At 67.8% G+C, this 14,483-nt stretch carries 10 protein-coding genes and 3 tRNA genes; 6 read left to right on the forward strand and 7 right to left on the reverse strand.

Annotated features, from left to right (window positions below):
- Positions 1-2: 2 nt before the first annotated feature.
- Both tig and EV640_RS06685 read right to left on the reverse strand, forming a co-directional pair.
- Positions 3-1,388 carry a trigger factor gene (gene tig / locus EV640_RS06680; protein ID WP_036476422.1) on the reverse strand — a complete coding sequence of 462 codons (1,386 nt, stop codon included), beginning with the start codon at positions 1,386-1,388 and terminating at the stop codon, positions 3-5.
- A 40-nt stretch (positions 1,389-1,428) separates the two neighbouring features.
- A tRNA-Pro gene (locus tag EV640_RS06685) sits at positions 1,429-1,502 on the reverse strand.
- Between the two features lie 294 nt (positions 1,503-1,796).
- On the opposite strand from EV640_RS06685, the gene EV640_RS06690 reads away from it, so the two are divergent.
- Positions 1,797-1,869 (forward strand) — tRNA-Lys (locus EV640_RS06690).
- A gap of 213 nt (positions 1,870-2,082) precedes the next feature.
- Here EV640_RS06690 and EV640_RS06695 read toward each other — a convergent pair.
- Positions 2,083-2,601 (reverse strand): hypothetical protein, encoded by a 519-nt coding sequence (locus EV640_RS06695; protein WP_036476423.1) that lies wholly within the window; start codon positions 2,599-2,601, stop codon positions 2,083-2,085.
- Between the two features lie 90 nt (positions 2,602-2,691).
- Between EV640_RS06695 and bcp the strand changes: the two genes are divergently transcribed.
- Together bcp and EV640_RS06705 are read left to right on the forward strand one after the other, a co-directional pair.
- Positions 2,692-3,159 (forward strand): thioredoxin-dependent thiol peroxidase, encoded by a 468-nt coding sequence (bcp, locus tag EV640_RS06700; protein ID WP_036476424.1) that lies wholly within the window; start codon positions 2,692-2,694, stop codon positions 3,157-3,159.
- 159 nt (positions 3,160-3,318) lie between these two features.
- A tRNA-Leu gene (locus tag EV640_RS06705) sits at positions 3,319-3,402 on the forward strand.
- On the opposite strand, the gene EV640_RS06710 is transcribed toward EV640_RS06705, so the two are convergent.
- Positions 3,367-4,389: a saccharopine dehydrogenase family protein gene (locus EV640_RS06710; RefSeq protein WP_133726128.1), complete on the reverse strand. Its 1,023-nt coding sequence runs from the start codon at positions 4,387-4,389 to the stop codon at positions 3,367-3,369. The two genes, EV640_RS06705 and EV640_RS06710, sit on opposite strands and share 36 nt — an antisense overlap.
- Before the next feature lie 120 nt (positions 4,390-4,509).
- On the opposite strand from EV640_RS06710, the gene EV640_RS06715 reads away from it, so the two are divergent.
- The 3 genes from EV640_RS06715 (at position 4,510) to EV640_RS06725 (ending at position 8,578) form a co-directional block, all read left to right on the forward strand.
- Positions 4,510-6,156 carry an ABC transporter substrate-binding protein gene (locus EV640_RS06715; protein WP_084479644.1) on the forward strand — a complete coding sequence of 549 codons (1,647 nt, stop codon included), beginning with the start codon at positions 4,510-4,512 and terminating at the stop codon, positions 6,154-6,156.
- A gap of 118 nt (positions 6,157-6,274) precedes the next feature.
- Entirely contained in the window at positions 6,275-7,786 is a 1,512-nt protein-coding gene (locus EV640_RS06720) for a malate:quinone oxidoreductase (RefSeq protein WP_036476426.1), read from the forward strand.
- Positions 7,787-7,789: 3 nt separating this feature from the next.
- The gene (locus EV640_RS06725) at positions 7,790-8,578 is read left to right on the forward strand and encodes an alpha/beta fold hydrolase (RefSeq protein WP_084479645.1); all 789 of its coding nucleotides are present in this window, start codon (positions 7,790-7,792) and stop codon (positions 8,576-8,578) included.
- A gap of 9 nt (positions 8,579-8,587) precedes the next feature.
- Here EV640_RS06725 and EV640_RS06730 read toward each other — a convergent pair whose 3' ends face one another.
- From EV640_RS06730 to EV640_RS06740, 3 genes are read right to left on the reverse strand one after another with little or no spacing between them, the layout of a single operon-like run.
- Complete coding sequence (locus EV640_RS06730; RefSeq protein ID WP_133726129.1) at positions 8,588-9,955, reverse strand: hypothetical protein; 1,368 nt, start codon at positions 9,953-9,955, stop codon at positions 8,588-8,590.
- Positions 9,952-13,230 (reverse strand): AAA family ATPase, encoded by a 3,279-nt coding sequence (locus EV640_RS06735; RefSeq protein ID WP_133726130.1) that lies wholly within the window; start codon positions 13,228-13,230, stop codon positions 9,952-9,954. The genes EV640_RS06730 and EV640_RS06735 overlap by 4 nt, the downstream gene beginning before the upstream one ends.
- Complete coding sequence (locus tag EV640_RS06740; protein ID WP_036476430.1) at positions 13,227-14,477, reverse strand: exonuclease SbcCD subunit D; 1,251 nt, start codon at positions 14,475-14,477, stop codon at positions 13,227-13,229. The genes EV640_RS06735 and EV640_RS06740 overlap by 4 nt, the downstream gene beginning before the upstream one ends.
- Positions 14,478-14,483: the final 6 nt, after the last annotated feature.

Genomic DNA, 14,483 nt, shown 5'->3' on the forward strand with positions numbered 1-14,483 from the left:
AATCAGCCCTGCTTGGTCTCCTCGGAAGCCTCAGCTTCAGTGGTCTCAGACTCAGTGGCCTCAGCCTCAACAGCCTCAGCCTCGTCCTCATCTCCGGCGGGGGTGACGAAGTCGGTCAGGTCCACGAGGTTGCCCTCGGTGTCCTTGACGACGGCGAGCTCGAGCACCTTGGCCAGGGCCTTGCGACGGCGAACCTCGCCCATGATCATGGGGACCTGGCCGGCCTGGTCAAGCATCTGCGCGAACTGGTTCGGCTCCATGCCGTACTGCGAGGCGGTGGAGACGATGTATTCGATGACTTCGCTCTGCTCGACGCCGATCTCTTCCTTCTGCGCGATCTCGTCGAGGACGAGCTCGTTGCGGAAGGCCTCGGCGGTCTGCTTGGAAAGCTCCTCGCGGTGCTCCTTGGTGTCGTGATCGTCACCGACCTCGTGGCCCTGCGAGGCGAAGTGCTGCTCGACCTGCTCGGTTACCACGGACTCGGGCACGGGGACATCGATGAGCTCCATCAGCTTCTCGAGCACCTTGTCGCGTGCTTCCACGCCCTGCTCCACGACGAGGTTCTCCTCGGCCTTGGACGTCAGGTCGGCGCGAAGCTCCTCGATGGTGTCGAACTCCGAGGCGAGCTGAGCGAACTCGTCGTCGGCCTCGGGCAGCTCGCGCTCCTTCACGGATTGCAGGGTGACCTTGACCGAGGCGGTCTCACCGGAGTGATCGCCGCCGGCCAGAGTGGTCTCGAAGGTGGCGTCCTCGCCGGCCGAAAGGCCCTCGAGGGCCTCGTCGATGCCCTCGAGCATGGTGCCTGCGCCGACCTGGTAGGAGAGGCCCGAAGCGGTGTCGACCTCTTCCTCCCCGACGGTGGCGATCAGGTCGATGGTCACGAAGTCGTCGTTGGCGGCGGGGCGCTCGACGTCTTTGAGCGTGCCGAAGCGGGCGCGGAGCTCATCCAGCTGCTCTTGGACTGCTGCTTCGTCTGCCGAGCGGGACTCAACCTCGATCTCGAGGCCGGAGTACTCCGGCAGCTCGATGACAGGCTTGATGTCCAGCTCACCGGTGAACTTGAGCACGCCTTCGTTGGTCTTGACGTCGGGGATCTCTTCGATCTCCACCTCAGGACGGGACAGCGGGGCGAGCTCGGCCTCGGCCAGGCCCTGCTGGTAGAAGTCGTTGAGACCATCATTGATGGCCTGCTGCATCACGTACTCGCGTCCGACGCGCTGATCGATGATCGGAGCCGGCACCTTGCCCTTGCGGAAGCCGGGGACCTGGACCTGCTCGGCGATGCTCTTGTACGCCGCCTTGATCTTTGGCGCCAGCTCCTCGGAAGTCACCTCGACGGTGAGCTTGACGCGGGTCGGGTTCAGATTCTCTACGGTGCTCTTGACCACGTGTGGGGCTCCTGATCGATGACTGGTGAATCGTCTGCTGTCGGGGTGACAGGATTTGAACCTGCGGCCTCACGCTCCCAAAGCGCGCGCTCTACCAAGCTGAGCTACACCCCGATTGACTGTCCGCCCTGCCGTGCGGCCGCGCCGCATTGGATCGGCGGGCCTCCGTGAGGACTTCAGGCGGACCGGTCCACAGTACCGTGTCCTCCCCCGAGGCGACGAATCCTGCGCCATGTGCCCAGGTGAGCCCTCGAATAGGGCACTCACGCCGGACAGAGGCGATCCGGTCCGGTGAGAGCACGGTCACCCATTCTCAATTGGCGCACCCGCAGACCTGGTGCTAGAGTTCTATGTCGTTGCCCTGCTGAGATGCAGAGCAGCGAAAGGCAGTACAGCGCTTGTCATTAAGGGCCTCTAGCTCAATTGGTAGAGCATCAGACTCTTAATCTGCAGGTTTCGGGTTCAAGTCCCGAGGGGCCCACTTTTAGAGGGCAGGCGCTGTGGCCAGAATCAGGCCGCCGGATCACGAATTCATCGTGCACCGGCGGCCTTTTTCGTGCCCTCGCCCGGTCTCATTGTGGCCCGCCGCCGCGGGCTCGTGGCGTGCTGCCGCGGGTTCATGCGGTGCCGCAGCGACGGGAGCACCCCTCCGGAGCCTGTCCGCCTCCCGCAGGTCGCCCGCGGGAAGCGTTGCTCAGGCGGCGTTCATCCGCTCGACCACGTCCATGAAGTAGTCGATGAATTCGTAGAAGTCCGCCACGTCCCGGCCCTGGTGCAGCGCGGTCTCGGGGAACTGGTCGAAGCGCACCTGCGAATGGAGGTCCAGCTTCGTCCGTCTGCCGGTAGAGAGGGTCACCTCGACGACGTTGTCCTGTGACGCCATCCCGGCAAGGTTCGTGAGGTTCACCAGTGTGGGAATCGCCGCCGCGGCAGGGCCCGGTTCTTCCCCCCTGCGCAGGGTCTCGACCCGGCTGAGCGCGTCATCGAGATCCACCGGGCAGAGCACGATCTCGATGGGTTCTCGGCGGTAGCCCACGAGCAGCAGCGACCCGCCCCAGGCGCGGGCGGCGCCGGTGTCGGCCGGGGCCCCCAGCCGGTCCACCGTGCAGAGGATGTTGTAGGACCCGAAGTTCATCACCGAGGCGTCGAAGCTTGCACGCAGGGCATCGACCAGCAGCTGCTCCGGCTGGCTGCGCTCGGTGAGGATGACCATGGGTGCCTCGACTCTCGCGGGGGCTGGGTCGATCTATTCTACGGATAGGCTGGTTCTGGCGCATCAGCCATACCGTTGAAAGGACCTTCGATGAGCATTCGACTTGAGACCGGCGACACCGCTCCCGACTTCAACCTGCCGGCCGCCGGCGGGGATTCGGTGAGTCTGGACCAGCTGCGCGGGCAGCGGGTCATCCTTTACTTCTACCCCAAGGCCTCGACACCAGGGTGCACCACTCAGGCCTGTGACTTCCGCGACTCGCTGGACTCTCTGGCCGCCTCGGGCTACACGGTCCTCGGCATCTCACCGGATCCGGTGTCTGCTCTGGCGAAGTTCACGCAGGAGCAGTCCCTGAGCTTCCCGCTGCTCTCAGACGAGGATCACTCCGTGGCGGAGTCCTACGGCGCCTGGGGCGAGAAGAAGAACTACGGCCGCGTCGTCGAGGGACTGATCCGTTCCACCATCGTGCTCGACGAGGACGGCAAGGTTGCGCTGGCCCAGTACAACGTGAAGGCCACCGGCCATGTCGCGCGTCTGCGCGAGAAGCTCGCCGCCTGAATCAGGCCGTGAGTCCTCAGTCCGGAATCTGAGCTGATTCGTCGCCGGTCCCGGGCACTGGCCCTTTCCCCGCGGCCTCGCCGGCCCGGGCTCAGGGCTGAGGCTCCTGTAGACTGAGGCGTCGCGGCGAGGAGTCCAGGTACTTCGCCAGCGGCAGCTGCGGGCGTGGCGGAATTGGTAGACGCGCTGGATTTAGGTTCCAGTGTCTTAGACGTGGGGGTTCAAGTCCCCCCGCCCGCACCACGCGAGCCTGGGCCCATGCTGGGTCTGACCCGCCTCGTCGATCACGCGTTGCAGGTCCTCGGCGGTGAAGAAGTCCAGCGGCACCAGCACGCCTTGCGGACCGGGCGCACTGCGCAGCTTCTTCGCCACTGCGGCCACGAGCAGCGCCGTGCTTCCATAGTCACTGAAGGCCTGTATCCCCACGCTCCGGGTCACCGGCTCCCCGCCGCGCCGTCCGCTCGCCTCCACGCTGAGCCAGATCGTCTCCGGGACAGAGGGATCATGCCGTGGGGTGATTCTCACCCCGCTCCTCGTGATCAGCCGCAGCAGACCCGACCTGCGCAGCGCGGCGATCATCGAGGTGAACCGGAGGTCCGACCACCCCGTGTAGTAGCGGACCTCGCCAGCCCGGAACCGCTGCAGCAGGACCTCCCGCTCATCGCAGCGCATCAGCCGCACCGGGACCGGCCGCTCACCGAATCTCATCCTGCGCCGAAGCCTGAACCCCGGAGTCAGGCCCTTCCTGGTCGGGACCGGCTGCGAGATCTTGCTGAGCATGTCGCGCACCCCGACCGGCCCGACCAGCGCATTGGTGCTCTGGAGCAGTCCCAGATGGATCTCAGAGACCTCATCGAAGGTCGAAACAAGGTCGGCCGCCAGAATGCCGCTGAGCCCGGGATAGACCCCACACATCATGACCAGCGGCACCGGAGATCCACCAAGCTCCCGCTGGGTGGCGCGCAGCAGCGCGCCTTCGTGGGAGACATCGATGCAGGGAATCCCCAACGCGGCACAGACCCGCTGGACTCGAGGCTGATCCTGCGGCACCGCCACCACCACCAGGTCCGCCGCTGCGGCCGAAGCACGGATGCTCATCTCCTCGCGGACATCGACTCGTCGCGAGCCCGGTTCGCCCTGGGACCGCACTCCCCTGATCAGCGTCACCTCGCGCTGAGTCAGCAGCGCGGTGCAGATCTGCTGACCCAGCGCGCCGGAAGAGCCGATCACCAGGATCCTTGGCATAGCTCGATCATGGCGCACAGATGGGCTACACGGAAGGGGCTCGGGTAGTCTGAACGGCGACCAAGGAGCAGCCCGCAGGTCCTGCGCCGATCGAAAGGACGCGAGATGCCATCACCCATGCAGCGCCGTCGCTTTCTCGGTGCGCTGGGACTGGCGGGCTCCGCCGGCGCGCTGCAATGGCCCGCTTCCGGATCCACACCCGGCTCCCCCGTGCCCGCCCGGGCCACCGAGAGCCCCGATCAGGCACGATCGGGCAGCGTCGTGCTCTCTGCGGTCTCTTCTGTGATGTCGATGGACCCGGCGCTGTCGGTGGACACCGAGACCGAGCGGGTCTGCCGGCAGGTCTTCGAGACCCTGGTCGGGATCGACGGCGAGACCGGTGCCACCGCCCCGCTGCTGGCCACGGACTGGGATGTCAGCCGTGACGGGCTGACCTATACCTTCACGCTGCGCGAAGACGTGCTCTTCCATGACGGCAGCGACTTGACCGCCGAGGTGGTGGTCGCGAACTTTCAGCGCTGGGGCCGGATGAACGAGCTGCTGGGCTCCGGCGCTCCGGCTCGGACCACGCTGGCCTTCGAGTCGGTCTTCGGCGGATTCTTCGACGACGACGACTGCTTATTGGAATCGGTGGAAGCCGCCGACGAGTTCACCGTGGAGCTCGTGCTCTCCGAGCCGCTGGTCTTCCTGCCGCAGGCGCTGGCGATGCCCGCCTTCGGGATCGCCTCCGCGGAGGTGTTATCCGGAAACGACCCCGAGCTCCTCTCCCGGCGACCCCGAGGCACCGGCGCCTACCGGGTGCTCAGCGTGGGCCAGGACGAGGCGGTGCTCGTGGCGTTCCAAGACTATTGGGACGGGGAACCCCCGGCAGAGCGAGTGACCGTGCGGACGCTCCCCCGTTCCTTCGATCGGCTGCGGGAGCTGCAGCGCGGCGAGATCGATGTCTATGACTACATCACCGCGGACAATCTGCGTTCGCTGGTGCAGTCCGGCCGGCTGATCCTGCAGCGTGATCCCTTCTCAGTCCTCTATCTCGGCTTCAACCTGGACCACCCGGTGATGGGAGATCTGGACGTGCGTGAGGCTGCGGCGCGCGCCATCAGTCTCAGCACCCTGGTCGAGTCGTATTTCCTGGAAGGCAGTCGGCCGGCCTACCAGTTCACCCCCGCGGCGCTGGGCGTGCACTCGGAACAGGCCACCCGGTACGGCTACAACGTCGAGGAGGCGCGCGAGCTGCTGGCTGAGACCGGCTACGACGGTGAACCGCTGCGCCTCTACTATCCGATGAACGCCACCCGCAGTTACTTCCCGCGCCCGGAGGCGGTGTTCGCCTCGATCGCGCGGGACCTCACGGCGGTCGGGTTCAACATCACGCCCCGACCGGTGTCCTGGGACGACGGGTACGTGGATGCGCTGCTCGGCGACGATGATCGGGCGATGCACCTGTTGGGCCGCAACGGCGGGTACCGGTCGCCGCACTCGTTCTTCGGACCGCTGTTCTCGCACCGCACGCCTGAGTTCAACTACGACTCCGCAGAGGTCCGTGGACTGATCCGGGACGCGCGCAGCGAGGATGATGAGCAGTCACGCAATGACATATACCGGGAGATTGCAGACCTGGTCGCCGAGGACCTTCCCGCGCTTCCGCTGGTACATCCGATCTCCGGAGTGGCGCTGGGCCGGGGCGTGGCTGACTATCCGATCTCCCCGGTGCTGCACGAGCTCTTCAAGGACATCACGCCGAGCGACTAGGTCCCTTCCCCGGGCCGTGCTGGATTTCCCGGGCTCGCGCGCGCGCGGGTAGAGTCGATTCAAGGACAACGCGTACCACCCCCGGGTCTCATCAGGGGGAACACTTAAGGAGAATTCTGTGGCCAAGTCATCGTCGACCAGCGCTCAGCAGTCCAGCGAAGGGCAGAAGTTCGACGTCGTGCTCATCGGCGCCGGGATCATGTCCACCACTCTCGGTGCCATGCTCAAGGAGCTGGAGCCGAACTGGTCCATCGGACTGTTCGAAGCCCTGGACCAGGCGGGCCAGGAGTCCTCCGATCCCTGGAACAACGCCGGCACCGGCCACGCCGCGCTGTGCGAGCTCAACTACACCCCCCGCGGAGCCGACGGCAAGGTCTCCACCGCGAAGGCCCAAGGCATCAACGAGCAGTTCACCGTCTCCAAGCAGCTGTACTCGCACTGGGTCAAAGAGGGAACGATCGGCTCGCCGCGCACCTTCATCAACGGCCTGCCGCACATCAGCTTCGTCTGGGGCGATAAGAACGCGCAGTACCTCAAGGACCGCTATGAGGCGATGAAGGCCCAGCCGCTCTTCTCCGACATCGTGCACACCGAGGACCACGCGGAGATCGCCGAATGGGCCCCGCTGCTGATCGAGGGACGCGATCCTGCTCAGCGGATCGCCGCGTCGAAGTTCGACACAGGCACCGATGTGGACTTCGGTTCGCTCACCCGCCAGCTGGCGACCCATCTGGACAGCAGCGGCGCGGATCTGCGCTACGGCCATGAGGTCCAGTCGGTCAAGCGCGGGGTGGACGGCCGGTGGGACATCAAGGTCAAGGACAAGGCCACCGGAGACCGCAGCGTGGCCAGTGCCCGCTTCGTCTTCGTCGGCGCCGGCGGTGGAGCGCTGGGACTGCTCCAGGGGGCAGGCATCGACGAGATCAAAGGCTTCGGAGGCTTCCCGGTCTCGGGCAAGTTCCTGCGCAGCACCGACCCCGCCGTCGCCGCACAGCACCACGCCAAGGTCTACGGCCTGGCCTCGGTCGGTGCGCCGCCGATGTCGGTGCCGCACCTGGACACCCGCTTTGTCGAAGGCCGACGCACGCTGATGTTCGGGCCCTACGCAGGGTTCTCCACCAACTTCCTCAAGAGCGGCTCCTTCATGGACCTGCCGCTCTCGGTCCGCCCACACAACCTGCTGCCCATGTTGCAGGTGGGCAAGGACAACACCGATCTGGTGACCTATCTGGTCAAGGAGGTCACCAAGTCCTCGAGCTCGAAGTTCGAAGAGCTGCATGCCTTCTTCCCCAGCGCCGGCTCGGAGGCCTGGGAGATGATCACCGCCGGTCAGCGGGTGCAGGTGATGAAGAAGAACGAGAAGGGCAAGGGCGTGCTGCAGTTCGGCACCGAGCTGATCTCCGCCCGGGACGGCTCCATCGCCGGGCTGCTCGGGGCCTCCCCCGGTGCCTCCACGGCGCCGTCGATCATGTTCTCCCTGCTCGAGCGGTGCTTCGGTGCGCAGATGGACCGGTGGCGGCCGAAGCTGGAACAGATGGTCCCCTCCTTCGGGCGGGCGCTCAACGAGGAGCCGGGACTGCTCTCCGAGATCACTGCAGAGACCGTCGCGACCTTGCAGCTGCAGCCCTGATCCGTGGCGCGTCTTGAGTTTCCGGCCCCGGAGTCTGTGCGGACCCCAGCAGGGTTGACGCTGCACACCTGGACCCATCAGGACCCCACCGGGCCACCGGTGCTGCTGATCCACGGCTTTGCCAGCAGCACGCTGTTCAACTGGGTGAAGACTGGTTGGCTCGACCCGCTGGCGAGGACCGGGCGCAGCATCATCGCCGTGGACCTGCCCGGGCACGGTGCTTCCCAGGACCTCAACCCGGTGGAGGTCCGGGTCCGGGACATCCTCGCTGATCTCAGCTCGCACCTGCTCCAGCAGGGGCACGAGACGGTCGCCGTGCACGGGTACTCGCTGGGCTCTCGGCTGGCCTGGGAGTTCAGCGCGGCCCACCCGGAGATGGTCACGCACCTGGTCATGGGTGGCTCCCCCACCGATGATCGCCTCGGCGCGCTGAAGGCCAAACAGGCCCGGCTCTGGGTGCAGGAGGGCGTGCGACCGGTGGATGACCTGACGCGCAACCTGGTGACCCTGGCGGGAGCCCTGCCCGGTGCCAATGTGCCGCACACCGTGGAGCTGCTGCTCAGCCTCTCGGCGGACCCCTACGACCCTGCCTCCTCGGTGCCCCCGGTTCCCACTCTGGTGGTGGCCGGCTCGCAGGATGAGATCGCCGCCGAGGCCGCCTCCCTGGTCCCGCTGGTGACCGCCCGAGGCGCAGTTGCGGCGTTCGTACAGATCCCCGAGCGTGACCACATCAATGCGGTGACCTCACGCGACTATAAGGCGGCCGTGGTCAGCTTCCTGCAGACCGGCTGAGCCCAGGCTTCACTCTCGCGGACCCTGTGTGTCCGGCTGATCCGCCTGGGATCTGGGTCTGATCCCGACGCCCGGCCGGGGGCTGGAGCGGGATCCGGCGCTGGAACCGGGGCTGCCCCAGAGCCGGTCGGAGAACACCACGCCGACGGCCAGTGCGCTTCCCGCCACGGCGACCGCGCCCGAAGCGCCTCCGCCGATCTCATCGGAGGCGATCCCTGCCAGGGTGAGGCCCAACGCTGCCCCCAGCAGCACTCCCCCGGCGACGGCGGTGAGCGCGGTGGGCAACCGAACAGCCGGCACTCCGACGGCCAGACCGGCATAGAGTCCCAGTACCAGCCGCCCCAGCACGGCCGCCTGGAACACGACGATCACGCTGAGCACCACCAGCGAGGCCAGGCCCTGGGGAAGCCCCATCGCCAACAGCAGCAGGATCAGGCTGGAGGCCAGCAGCACGATGACATGCAGCCGCCGTCTGCGCAGGGTCAGCGGCGCGGTGAAGCTCGAGGGGTTCCATCGGGCGCAGAGAACTCCGGCGGTCGCCATGAGCCCAAGTGTCACCGCGAACCAGCTGGAGCGCTGGAGGGTCTGCGCGGCATCCAACGCCGTGATCCAGAGCGCACCCAGGACAAGGCCCACCGCCGCCGCCAGAAGGATCGCCGCGCTGATCCCTGTGGCCCAGGAGATGACGTTCCTGGGCTGCTCGGCGCCCAGTCCGTGGTGTTCCAGAAGCTGTTGCTGGGCATGTTCCGCTCCTCCCAGGGGCAGCCGTGCGGAGTCGCTGGGCGACTCGAGCGGATGCTCCCGGTCCACGGCATAGATCGGCACCGCGATCGCGGTGAGAACCGCTGAGCTGAGCAGGCCCACGGTGGGCCCGAAGCTGAAGCTGAGCAGGACCAGCATCACTGGCGCGGTGATCAGGGCCGCGTCGTCGAGCCTGGCCTCCCTGCGCAGCAGGGCCCCCACCAGAGGTCCCGCAGGCCGAACCGAGCTGCCGGCGCGGCTGAAGCTGGCCACGGCTGGCGTGCTCAGACCAGCCAGGAGCGCGCAGACCAGCAGCAACGTGTAGATGGTCGCGTCGGAGGTGAGCGTATCTGCCTGGGTGAGTCGCTCCACGCTGCTGATCATGAGCACCAGCATCAGCACATGGGCGATGGCGCTGCTCAGCAGAACGTTGCGCACACCGAATCGCTCGGCGCTCGCCACGGCGGCGGGCGCGGAGATCGAGAGGCCGACCAGCGCTGAGGCGGTGAGCGTAGCAGTGGTGAACATCGACCCGGTGCTGGCGGCGGCGGCGATCATGACGCCCACCGGCAGCAACGGCCCGGGCATCCGGGCAGCCAGAGAGACCGTCGTGCTCAGCCCGGACCGGCCGCTCACGGGATGACCATCTCGGTGGTGGACCCGGCGCGGTGGCGGTGGATGCGCAGCTGGGTCGGGATTGCTCGGTGCATCTCGGTGACATGGCTGACCAGCCCCACCCTGCGGCCCTCGCCCTGGAGCCGGTGCAGGGCGGCCATCACATGTTCCAGCGTGTCCTCATCCAGCGAGCCGAACCCCTCATCGATGAACAGGGACTCCATACCGATTCCGCCTGACTCGGCCTGGACCACCTCGGCGAGGCCCAGCGCCATCGAGAGCGAGGCCATGAAGGTCTCGCCGCCCGAGAGCGAGGAGGTGGGCCGTTCGACGTCGCTGTGGTCGTCGTGGACCTTCAGCTCCAGTCCGCGCAGCCCACGACCGCCCGCCTCGTCGCTGTGCTGCAGCTGGTACCGGTCTTCAGACATCGTGGCCAGGTGTCGGGAGGCCGCCTCGGCGACGCGTTCGAGGCGCGCTGCCAGGACGTAGGTGGTGAGCGTCATCTTCAAGGAGTTCTCGGGACCTGCACCATTGATGGTTGCGGCCAGCTCGCTTCTCATGCGCTGTTCTCCCAGTGCCGCGTCACGATGCCGCAGCGCGCCCAGAAGCTTGGCGCTCATGTCCTCCACAGCTTCACGCTGCGTGTCGAAGCGCAGCACCGCCGCCGCCGCGTCCGCTGCGGCCTGCGCTGCGGCGAGGCTGTCCTCGGCTGCGGTGTCGAGCTCCGCAGCTTCCGGCCGGGTCTGACCCTCGTCACGCCGACGCCTGCCAGCCCGGATGACCTCCTGCTCGGACTCGTAGTCGAGCTGCCGCTGCAGCTCGTCCCAGCGCTGGAGGCTCTGGTGCTGACTGTCCCGGACCTCCTGGGCCAGCTGGGCGCCCTGCAGATGGGCCCGGTCAGTGAACACCGAGGCCTCCAGTTCGGCGGCGGCGCTGCGCTGGGCACGATCCCGGTGGGACCGCAGAACGTCGGCCGCTTCGATCTGCCGCTGCGAGGTTCGCAGCTCCTCCAACACCCGCTCGAGCGCCTCGCGGCGCAGACGCAGCGAATCGTAGCGTCCGCGGAGTCCGGCCAGCGCCGCCTCGAGTTCAGCGATCTGGGTCCGCTGGTGCTTCAGCGTCGCCTGGGCCTGCTGCGCCTGGTGCTGCGCCTCCGTGTGCCGGGCGTCGCCGCGCCGCCGTTCGGCGACGCTGGCGTCCAGGCGTTCTCGCAGCTTGCGCTGCTCCGATCTGCGCTGCTCCGCGAGGGTGAGCGCCTCGCGAGCCTGTGCCAGCTCCTCCTCGGTGCGCTCGATCGGGATCTCAGCGGAGTCCGCGAGCTCCACCAGCACCGCGTCGCGCTGTGCGTTGAGGCTGCGGAGCTCGATCTGGGCTTCGCGGAGCTCATCCCGGGCGTTCTGCAGCTGAAGCTGGGTGTGTTCCACCTCTTCCCGGGTGATGGACGGGTCCTGGTCACCGGCAGGGTCGGGATGTTCGGTGGAGCCGCATACCAAGCAGGGTGCCCCGTCCTCGAGCTCGCCGGCAAGCTGCAGGGCGATGCTGCGCAGGTAGCTCTGCAGCCGCGCTCGATGCTGGTCCTGCACCTGGTCATGAGCGCGTTCGCGCTCGGCCTGGCGTTCCCGCCAGGACGCGCAGCGGTCTTGAAGCGCATCCCGGGTGCGCTGGGTCTGCGCGCGGATCGCGAGCAGGTCGGCGTGAGCGCGGGCCACATCCCTGGCGGCCTCTAACTCCTCTGGATCCTCGAGCGCAGTCTGCAGAGCCTGGTGCGCGGCGCGGAGGCGCTCCTGCTCCCCGGACAGGGCCTCGGCCTCGGCCTCTGCCTGCTCCTGCTGCTGCAGGGTCTGTGTCTGAGCCTCACGCAGCTGGGTGAGTCGGGTCTCGAGCTTCTCGGCGTCGGCCCCGGAGAGCCTGGCGCGCAGCGCGATCAGCTCCTCGATGGCCGCAAGGACCACCGCGGCCGCTGGTTCCTGGTCTTCAGCGAACAGGGCGCGGGGCGTGACCTCCTCGGGTTGCAGGGCTGCGAACCCGCCCAGGCTCGATTCGGCCTCCTGGGTCGTCGTCGAGGCGGTCGCGCCCGCGGTCCGGTGCTCCTGTGCGGCCTCCTCGGCGGCATCGAACCAGGTCTGGATCTGCGCAGCCGACTCGTGCCGATCCAGCTGTGCGCGCAGCATCGAGATGTGCTCGCGCTGCGCCTCGTGGGCCGCACGCCGTTCGGCATGGTCGGCGAACCGACTCAGGGTCTCTTCGCGGGCTCGCAGCTCCTCCAACGCGGTGGAAGCCTGCTGAGCCGCCGCGTCGGCCGCCGCTGCGCTGCGCTGCAGCTGGGCGTGCCGGGTCTCGATGGCCCGAGCCACGCGGGGACTCAGCTCCGCCGGGCTGAGCTCTGCAAGCTCTGCCTCCCGGAGCCCTGGCTGCTCCGGGACGGCCACTGGCGCCTCGGGTGTCGACGGCGGAGCGACTTCCGGCGCAGTGCCGTCCATTGCGAGAGCATCCGGCGCAGGGTCGCCCGTTTCGGGAGCTTCCGGCGCAGGGTCGCCCGTTTCGGGAGCTTCCGGCGCAGGTCCGCCCGTTGCGAGAGCCTCCGGCGCAGGGCCGCCCGGTTCGGCGTCCGCGGGGGCTGGGAGCATCGCCACCGCGGCCTGGATCAGGTTCTCCCGGTGCATCGCGATCCTGGTGTCGCTGGCTTGGAGCTGCTGCTCGGCCTCCCGGGCCAGTTCACGCAGGTGTTTCTCCACCAGGGTGAACCGATCCGTGTCGAAGAGACGCTCGAGGAGGTCCTGCTTATCCTTGCTGCTGGCGTGCAGGAAGTGCGCAAAGGCCCCCTGGGGCAGCAGGATCACCTTGGTGAACTGGTGCAGGTCCAGTCCGAGCATGCGCTGCATCTCATCATTGGCCGCCTGGATGCCGGAGGTGTAGGGCTGCCAGGCTCCGTCCTGGAGAAATTCGACGACGACGCGCTGCCCGACCTCGCGCTGGCGGCTCGGGTCGCGCTTCTGGGGGCGGCCGTGGTGCGGTGAGCGCCAGACGCGGCAGCGCCGCCCGCCCTGGGTGAATTCCAGCTGCACATGGGGCTCGCTCTCGGCGGGCGCGTGGGTGCTCTTGAGCTGGGTCTTGTCTCGCTGACCCGGGACGTCTCCGTAGAGCGCGAAGGTCACCGCGTCAAGTATCGAGGTCTTGCCGGCACCGGTGCGTCCGCGCAGCAGGAACAGCCCGTCGGCGCCGAGCCGGTCGAAATCGATGATCTCGGTGCCGGGAAAGGGGCCGAAGGCGTGCAGGGTGAGCTGGTGCAGCTTCATGGCCGCACCGCCTGCAGAGTCCCCGAGATCAGGTGAGACTCCTCAAGGCTGGGTCCGCGTCCGCCGCGCACGTGTTCCAAGAATCCGTCGATGACCTCGGTGTCGGTGCGTGCCTGCTCCACCTTCGCCGAGTAGGTCCGGTGTGGGGCGTCCTGGCGTCCGGTGTGCGAGAACGAGGACATGTACGGGTAGACCTCCTGGAGCTGCTGGAAGGCGCGTGCCGGGCGGACCGGATCGGTAAGTCTGACCTGCACATAGGACTCCTCGTGCGCCGCCACCGTGTCCGGGCTCAGCAGCTCCTCGAGCGTCGCCTCCAGCTGCGCCAGGGGCCGCCCGATGTTCCAGTCCAGCGGCTGGGCCTGCTCTCCCGAACTCGAGTCCCAGAGCCAGGCTCCCTTGGCCTGTCGGGTCTCAGAGAAGGAGAGCCGCAGCGGGGATCCGCTGTAGCGTACGGTCTCGGAGAGCCGCTGACGCCCATGCAGGTGGCCCAGCGCGACGTAGTCGAAGCCGTTGAAGAGCTCAAGGGGCACCACGGACAGCCCGCCGATGCTGTCCTGGTGGTGCGTGGGCTGATCTCCGGCCGCGGCGTCCACGCCGATATTGCGCTCGGAGTCCGAGGCTGCCCCAGCGGCGGCGAAGAGGTGCGCCATGAGCACCACCTTCAGCTCCGCGCCGGGACTCACCCCGGGCTTCTCTGTGGTGTGCTCCGAGACCTCAGACGCTGTCGGCTCGCCGGCGGCCTGCCGACGCCGAGCCACGTCCGCCCAGATGCGCTCGATCACCTCTGCGGTGACCCCGGTATGGTGTCCGCGGTCCAGCCCTAGGCTGGGCGCGAAGAGCTGCGGCTCCAGGTAGGGGATGCCATAGACCAGCGTCCTGCCGCCATCGGGCTCGCGGACCTCCACCGGGGACCATGAGTCGCTCAGGGAGCTGCGGATGTGCACGCCTGAACCGCGCATCAGGGCGCGTCCGAATCCCAGCCGCTGGGCGGAATCGTGGTTGCCCGGCGTGATGATCACCTGGGTCCCGCTCTCGGTCAGCCGCTGCAGCGTCTCTTCCAGGGCGGCGACGGCCCATTCGGGGGGAAGCGCGCGGTCATAGACGTCTCCGGCGATCAGCACCACATCGACCTGGTGCTCGGTCACCGCGGCGCAGACCGTCTCGAGCATCTGCTCCTGTTCGGTGCGCAGGGAGTGTCCATGGAAGCCTCGACCGAGGTGGAAGTCCGATGTGTGGAGCCAGCGCATGCCCCC

The sequence above is a fragment of the Nesterenkonia aurantiaca genome, assembly GCF_004364585.1.
GTDB classification, from domain to species: Bacteria; Actinomycetota; Actinomycetes; order Actinomycetales; family Micrococcaceae; genus Nesterenkonia; species Nesterenkonia aurantiaca.

Coding starts and splice junctions, on each gene's coding strand:
- bcp (WP_036476424.1), top strand. CDS start 2,692: ATGAGCATTCGACTTGAGACCGGCGACACCGCTCCCGACTTCAACCTG.
- EV640_RS06740 (WP_036476430.1), bottom strand. CDS start 14,477: ATGCGCTGGCTCCACACATCGGACTTCCACCTCGGTCGAGGCTTCCAT.
- EV640_RS06695 (WP_036476423.1), bottom strand. CDS start 2,601: ATGGTCATCCTCACCGAGCGCAGCCAGCCGGAGCAGCTGCTGGTCGAT.
- EV640_RS06735 (WP_133726130.1), bottom strand. CDS start 13,230: ATGAAGCTGCACCAGCTCACCCTGCACGCCTTCGGCCCCTTTCCCGGC.
- EV640_RS06715 (WP_084479644.1), top strand. CDS start 4,510: ATGCCATCACCCATGCAGCGCCGTCGCTTTCTCGGTGCGCTGGGACTG.